The organism is Picrophilus oshimae DSM 9789 (assembly GCF_900176435.1).
In the GTDB taxonomy this organism is placed as follows: domain Archaea; phylum Thermoplasmatota; class Thermoplasmata; order Thermoplasmatales; family Thermoplasmataceae; genus Picrophilus; species Picrophilus oshimae.
On record NZ_FWYE01000001.1, the window covers coordinates 612,638 to 626,029 of the forward strand.

A 13,392-nucleotide genomic window follows, 5' to 3' on the forward strand; every position below is an offset into this window, starting at 1 on the left:
ATGACACAATACATAAGGCATGATGACCATAAGTTCGATTACGATGATGAAGGAATAACCCATAGGAAACACATTATTGCCAATAGGATAAGATACATTGGAAAGGAATCAAACAACCTTGACGAATCTATGGTAATAGGCATTGACGAAGATTCATACCTTGAGTATGAAAATATCAAGGAATTATACAATTGGATTTTGTCATTGAAGTCTAAGGATGTTAAGGATAAGGGAATATCTGAAAGAGATCTCAGGAATTTCAAACAGAAAATTAGGCAAGGTAAAGGACTGAAGAACAGGTCAAAGATAGCAAGGATACTCTACGAAGTTTTTAAGTCAAAATCCAGCGATTAATATTGATATATAATTATGAAAATACCGGCACGTTTTAAAGTCTTATCTATATCCCATTCAATAAAATGGGACCGTCCGAATTTGAATCGGAGTCACCAACACCCCAAGCTGGTAGGATACCAAGCTACCCCACGGTCCCTTAAAAAAAGTATTGCAAAATAATATAAATATTTTTAATATGGTAAAACCTCGTCTATTAAATCCTTGTGTGAAAGTATCATTCTCCTGCAGCAGTATCTTTTAACGCCAAGATCGTCAAGAATCTTTGCCTTTTCCTCGCCCCTGGGCTCGCGACCGGTTTCATTTATTATCTTTGTGCAGGCCTCCGTGAATCGTACATAATCGGACGCTATTACACGGCCACAGCTAAAACACCTTACCGGTATTATCATATAATCACCTGTATGATTTCTGCCTCTTTGCCCTAGCACCATAGCCCATTGGCTTTTTCGGCATCTTCCTTCTCACATCATTTACCAGCATTGACCTATCATACGCCCTTATCTCAGCCTCAAGATCGCTGTCCTTAAAGTATTCTATTATTGCCTTTGCCATTGCGGTCCTTGTTGCGTCGGCCTGTCCTGTGTTGCCACCGCCATGGACGTTTACATCAATGTCTATTTCTTTTGATCTGTCGCCAAGTATCCTTATTGGCTCCAGCATCTTTTCCCTTAGTATTTCTATTGGATACAATTCAATTGGATACCCATTTATAAGGAATTTGCCACTGCCCTTTCTTATGATTGCCCTTGCAATGGCCGTCTTTCTCTTTCCAACCTTTATTATGTAATCACTCATAGGTCTCACCCAGTATCTTTGAGATCTCTCCCAATGTGATAAAGCCTGTTACCTTTTTATTCATTGCCGATTCAATTCTTTCAAAATTCTTGTTTTCAAGTGATTTTGGTACATTTGCATAAACCATGCAGCGCTTTAATGCCTCCATTCCATGGGTTTTCTTTTTAGGAAGCATGTCTCCTATTGATCTTTTAAGTATTCTGTCTGCCGTCTTTGGATAGTAAGGTCCCTTTCTGATACTTCCTGTGTTTCTTAAATTATTGAATTTATCTATTATGAATTCTTTTCTGCCTGTTATTACAACCTTCGATGCGTTTACAATTGTTATTGACTCACCATTCAATAATTTTTTGGCAACGTATGATGATAACCTTCCATAAATATGATTTGAAGCGTCTATATATATCATTGGCATCACCTTATTATCTTTATATTGGTTCCCTTTGGATTCTCAGATGCAAGATCCACAAGATTTACAAACTCGGAGCCTGCATCATTTAACTTTTTCAACGCCTTCTCAGAGATTTTAAACGCTGAAACCTTTATCTTTTTATTGAAGACACCGGATGATAACAAATATCCAGGTATTACTATAATATCATCATCTGATGTAATCCTCTGCAATTTTCCAAGATTAACGGTTGCATAATTCTTTCTTGAAGATGAGAGCCTTATGGCTATATCCCTCCAGAACACAGAGCCAGATTCTCTCGATCTTTCAAGAAGCTTTTGAATCGTATCCTTTAGATACGAGTCCGTCTTCTTCTCTACTTTGACCGACATAGCTCATAATTTATATATGATTAATAAATCTTTTTAATTGGATGGTTCATAATAAATTACTATAGAATTCTGACATCTTCTTTTTATATGTTTCAATTGTGTATCTATCCTTTATCTTTTCAAAGTTTGATAATAGTTTATCTCTTTGATCCATTGCAATCTCTATATTTTTTATTAAATCATCAAAACCTGAGAAAATGGCAGAATCATTTAATGTCTCATGGTAAATACCTAGATCAGATGCCACAACCGGTGTACCGCAGAATAAAGACTCCAGGGGTGGATAGCCAAAACCCTCAAATTTATTCATTCTTACAAGAACCTCAGCCTGATTGTAAATATTTACCATTTCCTCCGGGGTGACATCGACATAATTTAAATCAGCCCTATTTCTTCCAACATGTATATGATAGTATTTCCCATGAACAATTTTATCTATTTTCTCTGAATTCTTCCACCAGTCATCGCCTACTGTAAGAATTGAGTTTTCAATCTTTTTGATATTTCTCTTTGAAAATATTGGATCTATGTAATTGTATACCGTTGTTATTTTATCCTCATTGAAACCTGCATCTATTAAATTCATTGTTGTTTCATTTGAGATTGATAATATATTCAAATTTTTATATTTATTTATTATTCTTTTTAGATATAATATATCAAGTTTTCTTGCAATGGTTTCATTATCCTTTTTTTTCAAACATGTATAAATCATGAAATGTAACTATGTCATCATCCCTTATGGGTTTAAGTATTGGGGCAGTATAATGCAAAAGTGAAAATTTTTCATTTTTTATGTATTTTCGAGTTTTAAACCTGTTTAATAGCCAACCAGATGTAATTTTTGGATATTCTGGATAAATAATTCTTCCCGGATATTGTAATTTTGATTTGTTTTTGTCCAAAGGGATTGAAATTAGGTTTATGCCCATGGCCTTTTGTAGTTTTTCAGAATAAACACCTATGCCTGCATGGGAATAACTTACATTTATTCCGAGTATTTCACTGAATTCTTTAGTGAATTTCATAATACGGTATATTTTTTAATTATATTAATTCTGCAAATAATAAAATTATAAAAACAATATTAAATTTTTATAATAATGCATTAAAAATTATGTCATATATTGTATGACAAAATTTATATTTGAATTATGGTTTAGTATTGCACAAAGGTGTATGGGAGATGAATGTTTCAAAAAATCAGAAGGATAGTGCTTTAACGTTAAATAAGGCCAGAAAGGCTTTAAAAAGCTCAATATCTGCACTCAGCATCATTGTAATATTAATGCTTTTCTACATGTTATATGATATAATAATGGGAAAAATAAAGATAGATTCACTATTCTTCTATATAATAACGTTTATAGATATATTCTTTATATTGTTTATAACAAACAATGTTTTTAATAGAGTTATAACCATAGGAAAGTCAATGGTATTTATAGCATTCTCTGTGGCCCTATCAATATTTTTAAAACAGGCATCCCTTTACACTTCGCAATTATCATTGATAATACCAGTTTACGGAAAATTAATAGCACCGATTGCCGTTTCAATATCAATTATGTTAATAGGCTTCTTCTCAATAAGGATGGGCGGAAAGATATTAAAATTCGTTGAGTTAAACAGAAAAAACAAGGCAAGATTATTCATATCATATGCCATGTTTATAATAACATTGATATTCTTTCTGGGAACAATCTTTGATTTAATACCTTTTATTCATCTTTCAAGAATGTTTGATTTTAAATCGATACCATTCCTTGTAATCTTTGGATCTGTTTTATCATCACCGTTAATGGCAACTGAGCTTACAGGCACACTGGTCCTTGCAAGCGAATTAACGGTACCGCTGGAATTCGATACAAAAAATGTGAAGACAAAGACCGTTTCAAAAACATTAAAATACGATACAACTGCCCAGACAAGGGTTATTGATAAGACAAACTTGCCGCCAATAGACAACTGGGACCCAAATGTATGGCTAGGCGAGAACTTATATGGATATAACATAACAAAGGTTCTTGGCAAGGGTGGCACTAGCTATATAATTTTAGGAAAATTATTCAACAGCAGCTATGCAATGAAGATCCCAATATTTACAAGAAGCACGTCAAGCATGACAGTATCAACATACCAGGATCTCATGGATGAGAGCAACACATTAAGGGAAATATCGTCAAAATCAAGGTACATGGTAAAATTATATGCAATACATGCGGATAAATTAATAATGAAGAGCATTGTTTCAGGCAATTCAGAGATGTACTTTTCAAATCCGCCGGTTATGATCATGGAGGCCATGTGGGGCGGAGACGCTTCAAAATTGATATACAATGATAATATATATTTATCAAGCAAGTGGCCATACGTCGTTGCATATATAATAGAAAAGATGGCCTATGCTGTTGCGGTCATGCATGAAAACGGCTATGTTCATTTAGACCTAAAGCCCGAGAATTTTCTCTTCGATAGAATACCCGGAAACACAATATCCGATCTAATATCAAACATAAAATCAGGATCATTGACACCAAAGCTATCAGACCTTGGATCAGCCGTAAAAATAGGCAGACCGCCGACACAGTACACAAGGTCATATGTATCATTCGAGCAGATAGCGGCAATAATAAATAAAAGCCCCACAACACCTGCCATGGATATATATTCTCTTGGTGCCGCAACATATTCTATGTTAACAAGAAAGCCCTATAATAATCCATTATTTTTAAAGAAGAGCGATGAGGTCGTTGATGTTTACCTTGCATATCTAAGAAAGGATCCAACGGTTAACAGGCATGTACTAAACACAAAGCTTGTTGAATTAAGAAAGGCATTTCTTGTACAGCCTCCTGTATCAGGAGTACCAAGGGAGTTTCAGGCAGTATTATCAAGAATGACGTCAAAGAACCCAAGGTTAAGGCCAACGGCAGCAGACGTTGCGAGAAAGATGCATTCAATATACAAAAAATACATTTAATCGTCCTTCTTTTTGCTTGATAAACCGTATAGATCGAGAAGTCTTTGAACCTTTTTATACTCGTTTAAAAATTTATAACCTTCCTCTGTGATCTTATAATCCTTTTCAGATAACTTTTTTAAAAGCCCTGATGATTCAAGCTGGTCCATGTAAACCTTCGCCCTGGTGTAAGGTACTTCGATATCACGAACGATATCACTTACCGTTGCATCATCTTTTGCAACGTAGGATAGTATTTCTATCTTGATCTCAGTTTGTGTTCGATACTTCCTCATTTTTATCACTTTTTAAAACACGGTAAACAGGCAGGGAAAATGTGAAAACACCTAAAACGAGAAGTATGGCGGATATTCCGTAAATGATCTTTATGAGCAGTACAGTGTTGATAATCATTATAAGTATAGATAGAAAGAACAGCAGGAATGATAAAAATATGCCTTTTGAATACCTATTCTTTCTTTTTCTATAGAATATAAAAAGGTCATATGCAACAAAATAAAGGCTTAGAACAAGAAAAACATCACTGATAACTCCAAAGGCAAATGCAGATAAAAATACTGATTTCATGTCGTTATAGTATATTAAAAAGAATGCCAGGGCCTCAAATAATGCTATGAAATCTATTGAAACGCTTGATACAAATGAAAAGATGCCTGATAAAAAGGCCAAACTAAAAAACATGTATATTAATATAAGAAGCTTTACTGTATATATGCTTTTTACCTTTATAGCCATGTATAGTATGGGTGCTATTGAAACAATCAGACCTGCGGAGAATACCGATATTATAATATCATCAAGCATTTATTATTTATATACAATTGTTATATATATCTTTATTCAATTAATTGAATAATCCTTAAAATTATTAAAGCATAAACATTTAATAATGTTATTTACATTGAAAAATCATGGATCAGTTGAAAATACTTAGAATCAATGCAAGAACTACTTTTCCAGGCGGCGTTGAATCATATATTAAAAATGTCAATTCAATGCTTTTAAAAAAGAATATACAAACATTTACCTTTGAGATAAACGTTACAGATTACGATTTTGATTATGGAGGTAACTATTATGTCGTAAAAAAGGATAATTCTCCATTTAAAAGGGTAATAAATGATGCATATTATGATGATTATGTTTACAAAAAACTGAATGAAATATACAATAATTTTAAGCCCGATATTATACATTTGCACAGGTTTAAGGTCGATTATTAAACGATAATTAAATTCATAAGGGAAAAGAACATTCCTGTTGTTTTCACGGCACATGATGCAGATTTGATATGTCCAATATCTACCCTGGTAAGGCCTGGCGGAACAGTATGCGATGGTGGCATAAAAACAAGATGCATGTTCACAGGATGCAAAACAGGTTTAAATGTTCCGTATGAAATATTAAGATACCACTCATTTCTAAAAAACCACTCAATTATAAAAATGTACCTTACACCAAGCAATGCACTGACAAATTATATAAAATCATTTATAGATAGTAGCGTGGAAACCCTCTATTCATTTATAAATTTTCCAGAACGTTTAGATAAAAACAATGAGGAAAATTCCTTTGGATATATAGGCAGGATTGTTAAGGAAAAGGGAATACAGGATGTACTAAGGGCTTGTAAAATATTAAAGTATAAAAGCATTTAATTCAATTATCTGATCTGTGGCAGATCATTTACAAGGAAGAGCAGTCTGTACAGGCATTATAAAGAAGTGCATCACACATCAATAAAACATCTGAATGCTAACAAAGTAGCGACAAGCAGTGACAGAGAGATCAGACCATTCATTAAATAATTAAATAAACATAATATGCATAATGATAATCAATGAGAATTCTTGAAATTGCATATGCACCTCCAGAATCCGGTGGCGGGGTAGAGAGGTTTTCCAACGGCCTTTCACTGTATGCTGCGGAAAAAGGTAATAATGTTACTGTAATAATTTCCGGAAAATGTAATAATATTTTTAATGAAAATAATGTTAATTATGTTCAACTAAAGGTAAAATCTCCATTTTTTAGGAAATTATTATTTAATATAAAGGTTTATTTTTATGCAAAAAGGAATAAAACCAAATTTGATATTATACACATCAACGGGGATAATGGATGTCTTGCATCAAAGATCAAGGGCATAAAAAAGATCATGACACTTCATGGCACATCAAGATTTTCCGCTGGTTTCGATTTAAATAAAATAATGCATGGGTCATTAATATGGTATTTAAAACATCCAAATTTGACGGTATCTTATTATCTTGAGAAATATGCTGCAGCAAAAAGCGATGTGGTCATATCTGTTTCATCTAGGCTCACAGAAATTTTAAAAAAAATTTTCCACAGAGATGATATAATTACAATAAACATTGGTATAGATATAAATTATTATAAACCAGGAAACAAAATGGAATTAAGGAATCAATTAAACCTAAAAAATGATGCTATTTATGCACTCTGGGTTGGCATGTCTCCGCAAAGAAAAAGGCTTGATTTTTCAATAAAATTAATAAAAAATTCAAGGAATATGCATTTAATATGCATCGGCAATACCGGTACATATGAGAATGATGATCGGATACATATTATGGGGCATGTTGATGATTCTGTCCTTTTAAAATATTATCAGGCCTGCGATTTTTTACTCCTTCCATCTGTTTCTGAGGCGTTCAGCCTTACAGTTATTGAGGCTATGGCATGTGGTCTTGTCCCGGTAACCGGCAAAAATGTGTACACTCCGGGATTAAAAAATAATATTAATTCATTTATAGCATCCAGCGATGATGAATATATAAATATTATAAATAAAATTGAAAACAATCCGGAAATATTATCAAAAATGTCTGAAAACGCAATACAAAATGCCCTAGAATATTCCTCATATAAATCATTTGAAAAGTACCTGCAGATTATGGATGATCTAATCCATAAAAAATAATTTATACACATTTTATATGGGGTTTTAATGCCTTCAATTTTTATTACGGTTATAATACCTTCATACAGGCCAAATGATTTTGTCTACAGGGCAATAAAAAGCGCCCTAAATCAAACTTTAAGCGCAGAATTTTATGAGGTAATTGTTGTTTTAAATTATACTGATGAAAAAATTTCAAGCATGGCCAGGGAAAATAAAATAAAGGTATTATACGTGGATCAAATATCATTATCTCCAAAATACATTGAGGCTATTAAAATATCCATGGGCAATGTAATTTGCTTCCTTGATTATGATGACCTTTTTTATCCGGAAAAGCTTGAATACATTTATAATGAATTTAAAAATAATAAAAATCTTGTATACCTGCATAATAGGTGCACATTTATAGATGATAATGATAAACCTGTGAATGAGGGATACAACAGCCCCGATTTTAATCTTTCATCAATATCGATTAAAAAGGATATAATAAATATTGATTATTTATCAAGGGTTACAGCATTGTATGATACCTTTTTTTATTATATATCACTTGATTCAGCCGGTGAAATTAAATTAACAAGAAAATTTTTAACGTACTATAGATTCCATGAAAGTACAAGCAATACTTTATCAGAAGGAATCGAACGATGGAAGAATAAGATGGCCATATATATGAAATACCTTAACTCGCTTGAATCAATGTACAGTTTTTTAAAAAGTAAAAAATCCAGGGTTCTTGCCAGGGATTATATAATTTCCTTAAAAATAGAGCTAAATATGCTCCATGATTTATTAAATTCTGGAAAAAGATATGAATTGAATTATGATGATATATTATTCTGGCTTGCGGTTCCAAGCTATAAGGCAAATAAATTGCATTATCCATTTAAGTTTATTAAGATAATTCAGTATGGCATGCCTGTAAAATACAATAAAAGGATTGAAAACTATCTATTAAAGATTTAAAACAGATATTTATAATACCTAAATATATAATACAAAATGAAAGACCCAAGGATACTTCAGATATGCCATGGCAGGATCATACCTGAGTATGTAAGTGCCTACTCTTTAAGATGCCACACATTGATTAAGGATTATGAAAATAAAATCCTGTTTTCTGTGGGTGGAACAGTTCTCCGGCATGAATATAAAACAATGCCCATCAGTTTAAATCCATTTTAATTATGATTATGTCAATTATGCATGGCAACAGGTTATTTGAAATATTGCTTTCAAAAGGAAAATATTTAAGGAAAAAATATTTGTGTTGTTTTTGGGCACGTTTTGGTGGGAAACTCTTCCTATTTTTATAAAATTCTTCGAATGAAAATACTTGCATCGAATTATATCGGTTCGCACAAATTTTATTAAACGTTTATCCCAGAACAATTAACTTGGTCTAACCCGGTCCAAGTCTAAATAATAAACAGCTAAATTCCTTTGGATATATAGGCAGGATTGTTAAGGAAAAGGGAATACAGGATGTACTAAGGGCTTGTAAAATATTAAAGGATAAAAACATTAAATTCAATTTTTATATAGCAGGCGACGGCAATTATAAAAACGATTTAATGGAAATAACAAAAAATATGATTTATTTAATAATGTTCACTTTCTTGGCAGTGTATCAGGAAATGAAAAGGAAAGGTTTTTTTCAAGGATTAATTTCTCTGTGCTTGCATCATTAATGTTTGACGATCTTCCATTATCTGTGGCTGAATCAATGGTACGTGAAGTGCCTGCAGTTGCAAATAGTATAGGCGGAATACCTGAGCTTATAGATGACGAAATAAATGGTTTGCTTGCCAGACCTTATGATTATAACGATCTTGCGGAGAAGATCGAATACATGCTATCAAATAAATACGATTTAAAGGAATTCGGGAAAAACGGCAGGAAAAAGGTTATGGAACTATTAAGCGCGGAGAGGCACCTATCAAGGCTAATAAATATTTATAACAACATATATAATTAATAATGCAAAAAATTTTAATAAAAATTCTTAATAGACAACAATGAAAATTCTCGTAACAGGGCATAAAGGCTTTATTGGCGGACATATATACAATTATTTAAAATCAAAAAACTATGATGTTTACGGCTATGATATTGGAGATTCCTTAAAGGATATTAAATATGATTATATTATACACATGGCCGCACGTGGTTTAATAAGATTATCAAAGGATTATCCATATGAATACTTTTCTGATGGTTTAAATTTAACAATGAAATTTCTTGAAATTGCCAGAAAAAACAACTCAAAGTTTATATTTCCGTCATCTGGTTCCATCAAAAATCCAACAAATCCATACTCTCTTGCAAAGAAAAACAGTGTTGAATGGATTAAATTATATAAAGATCTATATAATATTGATCATTATATATTAAAATTCTACAATATATATATGGTGAGCATGCCAAAAAGGGCGCTGTTTATCTATTTACTAAAGCTGCATTAAAAAATGAAACAGCAACAGTTTACGGAGACGGTTCTCATGTCAGGGGCTATCTCTATGTTGGTGATGTTGTAAAATTAATAGAGGATATTTTAAATAATAATATAATACCAGGTGAATATGAAGTAGGCTCTGGTATTGGAACATCTGTAAATGATTTAATAAAGAAAATCGAGGCAATAACAAGCAAAAAAATAAAAGTTCAGTACAAAGATTATATTGTCGATGAGGCTGAATCATTGATAGCAGAAAATACAGTAATTAAAGACCCAACATCACTTGATACCGGTATAAAAAGGGTTATGGACTGCATTATAAATGATAAATAATAAGATTATTTAATAATAAAATAATTGAAGGCAATGCCATTTGAAATACAAAATACGGAAATAGAAGATGTGAAATTAATAAAGATAAAAAAATTTGACGATGAGCGCGGTTTTTTTGAGGAATTATACAGAAACAATGTTTTTCATGAGCTTGGCATAAAAAATAATTTTAACCAGGTAAATCTTTCATACTCTAAAAAGAACGTTTTCCGTGGATTTCACTTCCAGAGAAATCCGAAGCCACAGGGAAAGCTCGTCACGGTTATATCCGGTAGAATCATTGATTATGCAATAGATCTAAGAAGAAGATCTGTTTACTATAAAAAGCATGTTTGTTATGAACTGGAAAACGGCAGAATGCTTTTCATTCCGGAGGGCTTTGCCCATGGTTTTCTTGCACTTGAGGATTCATATGTTTTATACCTTGCAACAAATGAATTTGACATAAAACTTGATTCAGGTGTAATATACAATGATGATGAGTTAAATATAAAACTGCCTGATAATATAACAATATCTGAAAAGGATAGATCTTTGAAAAAATTAAATGAATTGGATATAGATTTTTAATGCCATTTAATCTTCCATGGCTCCTCGGATATTAAATCATTGTTTATTAGTCCTGACCACCATGATCTGTTATTTAAATACCATTCAACGGTCATTTTCAGTGCATCATCAAAGCTATGCTCAGGTTTCCAGCCAAGCTTTTTTATTTTATCAGCGTTTATTGAGTACCTTAAATCATGACCAGGCCTTTCAGAAACGTATTTTATTCTTCCCTTTTTATTCATTATATCAAATATTTTATTGACTATCTCAATGTTTGAATGCTCATTGTTTGATGATATATTATAAATTTCACCGTACCTGCCGTTAAATAAAACCTTTAATATTGCCTTTATGTTGTCCTCGACGTAAATCCAGTCCCTTTTATTTTCACCGCTACCATACAATGGTATATCCATGTCCAAAATGTTTCTGATAATTGTTTTTGGTATTAATTTCTCCGGGAACTGGTATCTGCCGAAATTGTTTGAGGTCCTTGTTACAATGACCTTTATGCCATATGTCCTGTAATATGACAATGCAATTAAAGACGATGATGCCTTTGATGCTGAATATGGTGATGATGGCTTTAAAACGCTTTTTTCATCAAATGAACCGTTTATTATATCACCATACTCCTCATCTGTTCCTATCTGTATCATAACAGGGTCCTTTTTTGATTTCCTTATATTTTCAAGTATGTTTACAACGCCATTTATATTTGATTTTTATAAATGAGTCTGGATTCGCTATGCTTCTGTCAACATGTGATTCTGCCGCAAAGTTTATTATATAATCAGCATCGTTTATTACATCGCTTAAATCATCGTTTATATCCCTTTTAATGAATTTATAATTATCCTTTAAATTCTTTAAATTTTCCAGATTTGAGCCATATGATAATTTATCTATATTTATTATATTGCAATTGTAATTATCATTTAAATAATTTATAAAATTTGAACCTATAAACCCGGCACCACCTGTTACAAGAAACGTATCCATGAAACATTATAATTTAATACAATATATTTTTATCCATACTTTTTATATTTTTATTCTAAAATCAAGGTCTATTATATATAAGATTCATCATTATTAGCATTATTAAGATATAGAAATTAAAATACCTGTTTAAAATTCTATTTTATTCTGGTATCAAAGCTGTTTAATAACCAGTATTTAATCAATTTTGAAATAAATCATAATATTGATTTTTTATAATCAATATTCCATGATGCCCATTTTTATGATTATTTAATAACCATAATTCTTTATCCTGGTAACAAAGCTATTGCATTATGGAAGAAAGTATAAATATAAGTTATACACTAGTATAATAGTGAGTTATACATGTTTGAAGAGGAAATGAGTGTGGGCCCAAAGGGGCAGGTCGTGATACCAGTTACATTAAGAAAAGCATTAAAAATCACACCTGGTTCAAAGGTGATTTTTAAACTTGATGGCGATAGAATAATAATGAAAAAACCGAAAACTGATTCCGTAAATATCTTTAGAGAAATTGCCAAAAATGGAAGAAATGTAAATGAAATAAAATATGATGAATATACAGGCGAAATTTTTAAAAGGAATAAATTATGATATATAGATTCCAATGTATTTATATTTGCATCGCTTAACAATGAAGAATTAGGTAATAATGCAAGGCTTATTCTTGAAGCGGTACAAAATAGAAATGTTAATGCAATAACCAGTGCATTAACCTTTGATGAGATCATCTGGATAATAAAAAAGAATAGAAATTTTGAGGATGCAATATCTGCTACTGAGCTTTTTTGAATATGCCCGGACTGTATTTAATTGATGTAAATCAGGGTTTGCTGGCGCTTTCAATAGATATTATGAAACGATATAAAATAGACCCAAGAGATTCTATTCATGCAGCAACTGCAATAACGGAAAAGGTAAATATTATAATATCTGAATACCTGGATTTCAATAAAATTAAAGAGAATTGGTATAATGGAATTTAAAATAAAGTAATATGCATGAATTCAAATCATTCAAAAGCAAATTATAGAATTTTTATATCCAATTTTTGTTTTTGCATTATAATTTTGCTGTTTATTTCAGACCTGTTTTTATTGAATTCCAGAGATGAAAACCAGTATTTATAAAAATTTGTTTAACATAATTGATATTTTCTTTGAGTATGTCAATTTATATATTATATGATATCTA

20 protein-coding genes, 1 tRNA gene and 3 pseudogenes are annotated in these 13,392 nt (G+C 31.6%); 14 read left to right on the forward strand and 10 right to left on the reverse strand.

What is annotated here, in order from left to right:
- Positions 1-354 carry a hypothetical protein gene (locus B8780_RS03355; protein WP_084272643.1) on the forward strand — a complete coding sequence of 118 codons (354 nt, stop codon included), beginning with the start codon at positions 1-3 and terminating at the stop codon, positions 352-354.
- Positions 355-420: 66 nt separating this feature from the next.
- Here the strand turns inward: B8780_RS03355 and B8780_RS03360 are convergent.
- The 7 genes from B8780_RS03360 to B8780_RS03390 all read right to left on the reverse strand — a co-directional run bounded on the left by B8780_RS03360 (position 421) and on the right by B8780_RS03390 (position 2,963).
- Positions 421-493 (reverse strand) — tRNA-Pro (locus tag B8780_RS03360).
- Positions 494-527: 34 nt separating this feature from the next.
- Entirely contained in the window at positions 528-746 is a 219-nt protein-coding gene (locus B8780_RS03365; protein ID WP_011177126.1) for a DNA-directed RNA polymerase subunit N, read from the reverse strand.
- Between the two features lie 4 nt (positions 747-750).
- A complete protein-coding gene (locus B8780_RS03370) occupies positions 751-1,152 on the reverse strand; it encodes a 30S ribosomal protein S9 (protein WP_011177125.1) in 402 nt (133 codons plus the stop codon).
- Positions 1,145-1,561 carry a 50S ribosomal protein L13 gene (locus tag B8780_RS03375; RefSeq protein WP_011177124.1) on the reverse strand — a complete coding sequence of 139 codons (417 nt, stop codon included), beginning with the start codon at positions 1,559-1,561 and terminating at the stop codon, positions 1,145-1,147. The genes B8780_RS03370 and B8780_RS03375 overlap by 8 nt, the downstream gene beginning before the upstream one ends.
- 5 nt (positions 1,562-1,566) lie before the next feature.
- Entirely contained in the window at positions 1,567-1,935 is a 369-nt protein-coding gene (locus tag B8780_RS03380) for a 50S ribosomal protein L18e (RefSeq protein WP_084272644.1), read from the reverse strand.
- Between the two features lie 46 nt (positions 1,936-1,981).
- Positions 1,982-2,650: a glycosyltransferase gene (locus B8780_RS03385; RefSeq protein WP_084272645.1), complete on the reverse strand. Its 669-nt coding sequence runs from the start codon at positions 2,648-2,650 to the stop codon at positions 1,982-1,984.
- Positions 2,619-2,963 carry a hypothetical protein gene (locus B8780_RS03390; protein ID WP_084272646.1) on the reverse strand — a complete coding sequence of 115 codons (345 nt, stop codon included), beginning with the start codon at positions 2,961-2,963 and terminating at the stop codon, positions 2,619-2,621. Before B8780_RS03390 ends, B8780_RS03385 begins: the two co-directional genes overlap by 32 nt.
- A gap of 158 nt (positions 2,964-3,121) precedes the next feature.
- Between B8780_RS03390 and B8780_RS03395 the strand changes: the two genes are divergently transcribed.
- Entirely contained in the window at positions 3,122-4,918 is a 1,797-nt protein-coding gene (locus tag B8780_RS03395; RefSeq protein WP_153274205.1) for a protein kinase domain-containing protein, read from the forward strand.
- On the opposite strand, the gene B8780_RS03400 is transcribed toward B8780_RS03395, so the two are convergent.
- On the reverse strand, positions 4,915-5,193 hold the full coding sequence (locus B8780_RS03400) for a winged helix-turn-helix domain-containing protein (RefSeq protein ID WP_084272648.1): 279 nt from the start codon (positions 5,191-5,193) through the stop codon (positions 4,915-4,917). The two genes, B8780_RS03395 and B8780_RS03400, sit on opposite strands and share 4 nt — an antisense overlap.
- Complete coding sequence (locus B8780_RS03405; RefSeq protein WP_084272649.1) at positions 5,168-5,722, reverse strand: hypothetical protein; 555 nt, start codon at positions 5,720-5,722, stop codon at positions 5,168-5,170. Before B8780_RS03405 ends, B8780_RS03400 begins: the two co-directional genes overlap by 26 nt.
- A 107-nt stretch (positions 5,723-5,829) precedes the next feature.
- Between B8780_RS03405 and B8780_RS03410 the strand changes: the two genes are divergently transcribed.
- The 9 genes and pseudogenes from B8780_RS03410 to rfbC all read left to right on the forward strand — a co-directional run bounded on the left by B8780_RS03410 (position 5,830) and on the right by rfbC (position 11,211).
- Positions 5,830-6,141: a glycosyltransferase family protein gene (locus tag B8780_RS03410; RefSeq protein ID WP_084272650.1), complete on the forward strand. Its 312-nt coding sequence runs from the start codon at positions 5,830-5,832 to the stop codon at positions 6,139-6,141.
- 63 nt (positions 6,142-6,204) lie between these two features.
- Entirely contained in the window at positions 6,205-6,576 is a 372-nt protein-coding gene (locus tag B8780_RS08095; protein ID WP_153274206.1) for a glycosyltransferase family protein, read from the forward strand.
- Positions 6,577-6,758: 182 nt separating this feature from the next.
- A complete protein-coding gene (locus tag B8780_RS03425; RefSeq protein WP_011177116.1) occupies positions 6,759-7,865 on the forward strand; it encodes a glycosyltransferase family 4 protein in 1,107 nt (368 codons plus the stop codon).
- Between the two features lie 27 nt (positions 7,866-7,892).
- Positions 7,893-8,816 (forward strand): glycosyltransferase family 2 protein, encoded by a 924-nt coding sequence (locus tag B8780_RS03430; protein ID WP_084272653.1) that lies wholly within the window; start codon positions 7,893-7,895, stop codon positions 8,814-8,816.
- 36 nt (positions 8,817-8,852) lie between these two features.
- Positions 8,853-9,035, forward strand: coding sequence for a hypothetical protein (locus B8780_RS03435; RefSeq protein ID WP_084272654.1), 183 nt, complete (start codon positions 8,853-8,855; stop codon positions 9,033-9,035).
- Between the two features lie 293 nt (positions 9,036-9,328).
- Positions 9,329-9,828 (forward strand): annotated as a pseudogene (locus B8780_RS03445) (glycosyltransferase family 4 protein).
- A gap of 40 nt (positions 9,829-9,868) precedes the next feature.
- The gene (locus tag B8780_RS03450) at positions 9,869-10,315 is read left to right on the forward strand and encodes an SDR family oxidoreductase (protein WP_269087907.1); all 447 of its coding nucleotides are present in this window, start codon (positions 9,869-9,871) and stop codon (positions 10,313-10,315) included.
- Positions 10,258-10,383 (forward strand): annotated as a pseudogene (locus B8780_RS08385) (NAD-dependent epimerase/dehydratase family protein); the annotation flags it as partial. The gene B8780_RS03450 and the pseudogene B8780_RS08385, both read left to right, overlap by 58 nt.
- A 291-nt stretch (positions 10,384-10,674) precedes the next feature.
- Entirely contained in the window at positions 10,675-11,211 is a 537-nt protein-coding gene (gene rfbC / locus B8780_RS03455; protein ID WP_084272686.1) for a dTDP-4-dehydrorhamnose 3,5-epimerase, read from the forward strand.
- On the opposite strand, the pseudogene rfbB reads toward rfbC, so the two are convergent.
- Positions 11,208-12,195, reverse strand: a pseudogene (rfbB, locus tag B8780_RS03460) (dTDP-glucose 4,6-dehydratase). The gene rfbC and the pseudogene rfbB sit on opposite strands and share 4 nt — an antisense overlap.
- Before the next feature lie 348 nt (positions 12,196-12,543).
- Between rfbB and B8780_RS03465 the strand changes: the two are divergent.
- From B8780_RS03465 to B8780_RS03470, 3 genes are read left to right on the forward strand one after another with little or no spacing between them, the layout of a single operon-like run.
- Positions 12,544-12,792 carry an AbrB/MazE/SpoVT family DNA-binding domain-containing protein gene (locus B8780_RS03465; protein ID WP_084272657.1) on the forward strand — a complete coding sequence of 83 codons (249 nt, stop codon included), beginning with the start codon at positions 12,544-12,546 and terminating at the stop codon, positions 12,790-12,792.
- A 3-nt stretch (positions 12,793-12,795) separates the two neighbouring features.
- Positions 12,796-12,990, forward strand: coding sequence for a hypothetical protein (locus B8780_RS08400; RefSeq protein WP_394335501.1), 195 nt, complete (start codon positions 12,796-12,798; stop codon positions 12,988-12,990).
- Positions 12,991-12,992: 2 nt separating this feature from the next.
- Positions 12,993-13,184: a PIN domain-containing protein gene (locus tag B8780_RS03470; protein WP_084272658.1), complete on the forward strand. Its 192-nt coding sequence runs from the start codon at positions 12,993-12,995 to the stop codon at positions 13,182-13,184.
- The last annotated feature ends 208 nt before the right edge of the window (positions 13,185-13,392 follow it).

What these genes read in the sequence shown, in the direction of transcription:
- B8780_RS03355 (WP_084272643.1), top strand. Translation starts at nt 1, where the DNA reads ATGACACAATACATAAGGCATGATGACCATAAGTTCGATTACGATGAT.
- B8780_RS03365 (WP_011177126.1), bottom strand. Translation starts at nt 746, where the DNA reads ATGATAATACCGGTAAGGTGTTTTAGCTGTGGCCGTGTAATAGCGTCC.
- B8780_RS03370 (WP_011177125.1), bottom strand. Translation starts at nt 1,152, where the DNA reads ATGAGTGATTACATAATAAAGGTTGGAAAGAGAAAGACGGCCATTGCA.
- B8780_RS03375 (WP_011177124.1), bottom strand. Translation starts at nt 1,561, where the DNA reads ATGATATATATAGACGCTTCAAATCATATTTATGGAAGGTTATCATCA.
- B8780_RS03380 (WP_084272644.1), bottom strand. Translation starts at nt 1,935, where the DNA reads ATGTCGGTCAAAGTAGAGAAGAAGACGGACTCGTATCTAAAGGATACG.
- B8780_RS03385 (WP_084272645.1), bottom strand. Translation starts at nt 2,650, where the DNA reads ATGATTTATACATGTTTGAAAAAAAAGGATAATGAAACCATTGCAAGA.
- B8780_RS03390 (WP_084272646.1), bottom strand. Translation starts at nt 2,963, where the DNA reads ATGAAATTCACTAAAGAATTCAGTGAAATACTCGGAATAAATGTAAGT.
- B8780_RS03395 (WP_153274205.1), top strand. Translation starts at nt 3,122, where the DNA reads ATGAATGTTTCAAAAAATCAGAAGGATAGTGCTTTAACGTTAAATAAG.
- B8780_RS03400 (WP_084272648.1), bottom strand. Translation starts at nt 5,193, where the DNA reads ATGAGGAAGTATCGAACACAAACTGAGATCAAGATAGAAATACTATCC.
- B8780_RS03405 (WP_084272649.1), bottom strand. Translation starts at nt 5,722, where the DNA reads ATGCTTGATGATATTATAATATCGGTATTCTCCGCAGGTCTGATTGTT.
- B8780_RS03410 (WP_084272650.1), top strand. Translation starts at nt 5,830, where the DNA reads ATGGATCAGTTGAAAATACTTAGAATCAATGCAAGAACTACTTTTCCA.
- B8780_RS03425 (WP_011177116.1), top strand. Translation starts at nt 6,759, where the DNA reads ATGAGAATTCTTGAAATTGCATATGCACCTCCAGAATCCGGTGGCGGG.
- B8780_RS03430 (WP_084272653.1), top strand. Translation starts at nt 7,893, where the DNA reads ATGCCTTCAATTTTTATTACGGTTATAATACCTTCATACAGGCCAAAT.
- B8780_RS03435 (WP_084272654.1), top strand. Translation starts at nt 8,853, where the DNA reads ATGAAAGACCCAAGGATACTTCAGATATGCCATGGCAGGATCATACCT.
- B8780_RS03450 (WP_269087907.1), top strand. Translation starts at nt 9,869, where the DNA reads ATGAAAATTCTCGTAACAGGGCATAAAGGCTTTATTGGCGGACATATA.
- rfbC (WP_084272686.1), top strand. Translation starts at nt 10,675, where the DNA reads ATGCCATTTGAAATACAAAATACGGAAATAGAAGATGTGAAATTAATA.
- B8780_RS03465 (WP_084272657.1), top strand. Translation starts at nt 12,544, where the DNA reads ATGTTTGAAGAGGAAATGAGTGTGGGCCCAAAGGGGCAGGTCGTGATA.
- B8780_RS03470 (WP_084272658.1), top strand. Translation starts at nt 12,993, where the DNA reads ATGCCCGGACTGTATTTAATTGATGTAAATCAGGGTTTGCTGGCGCTT.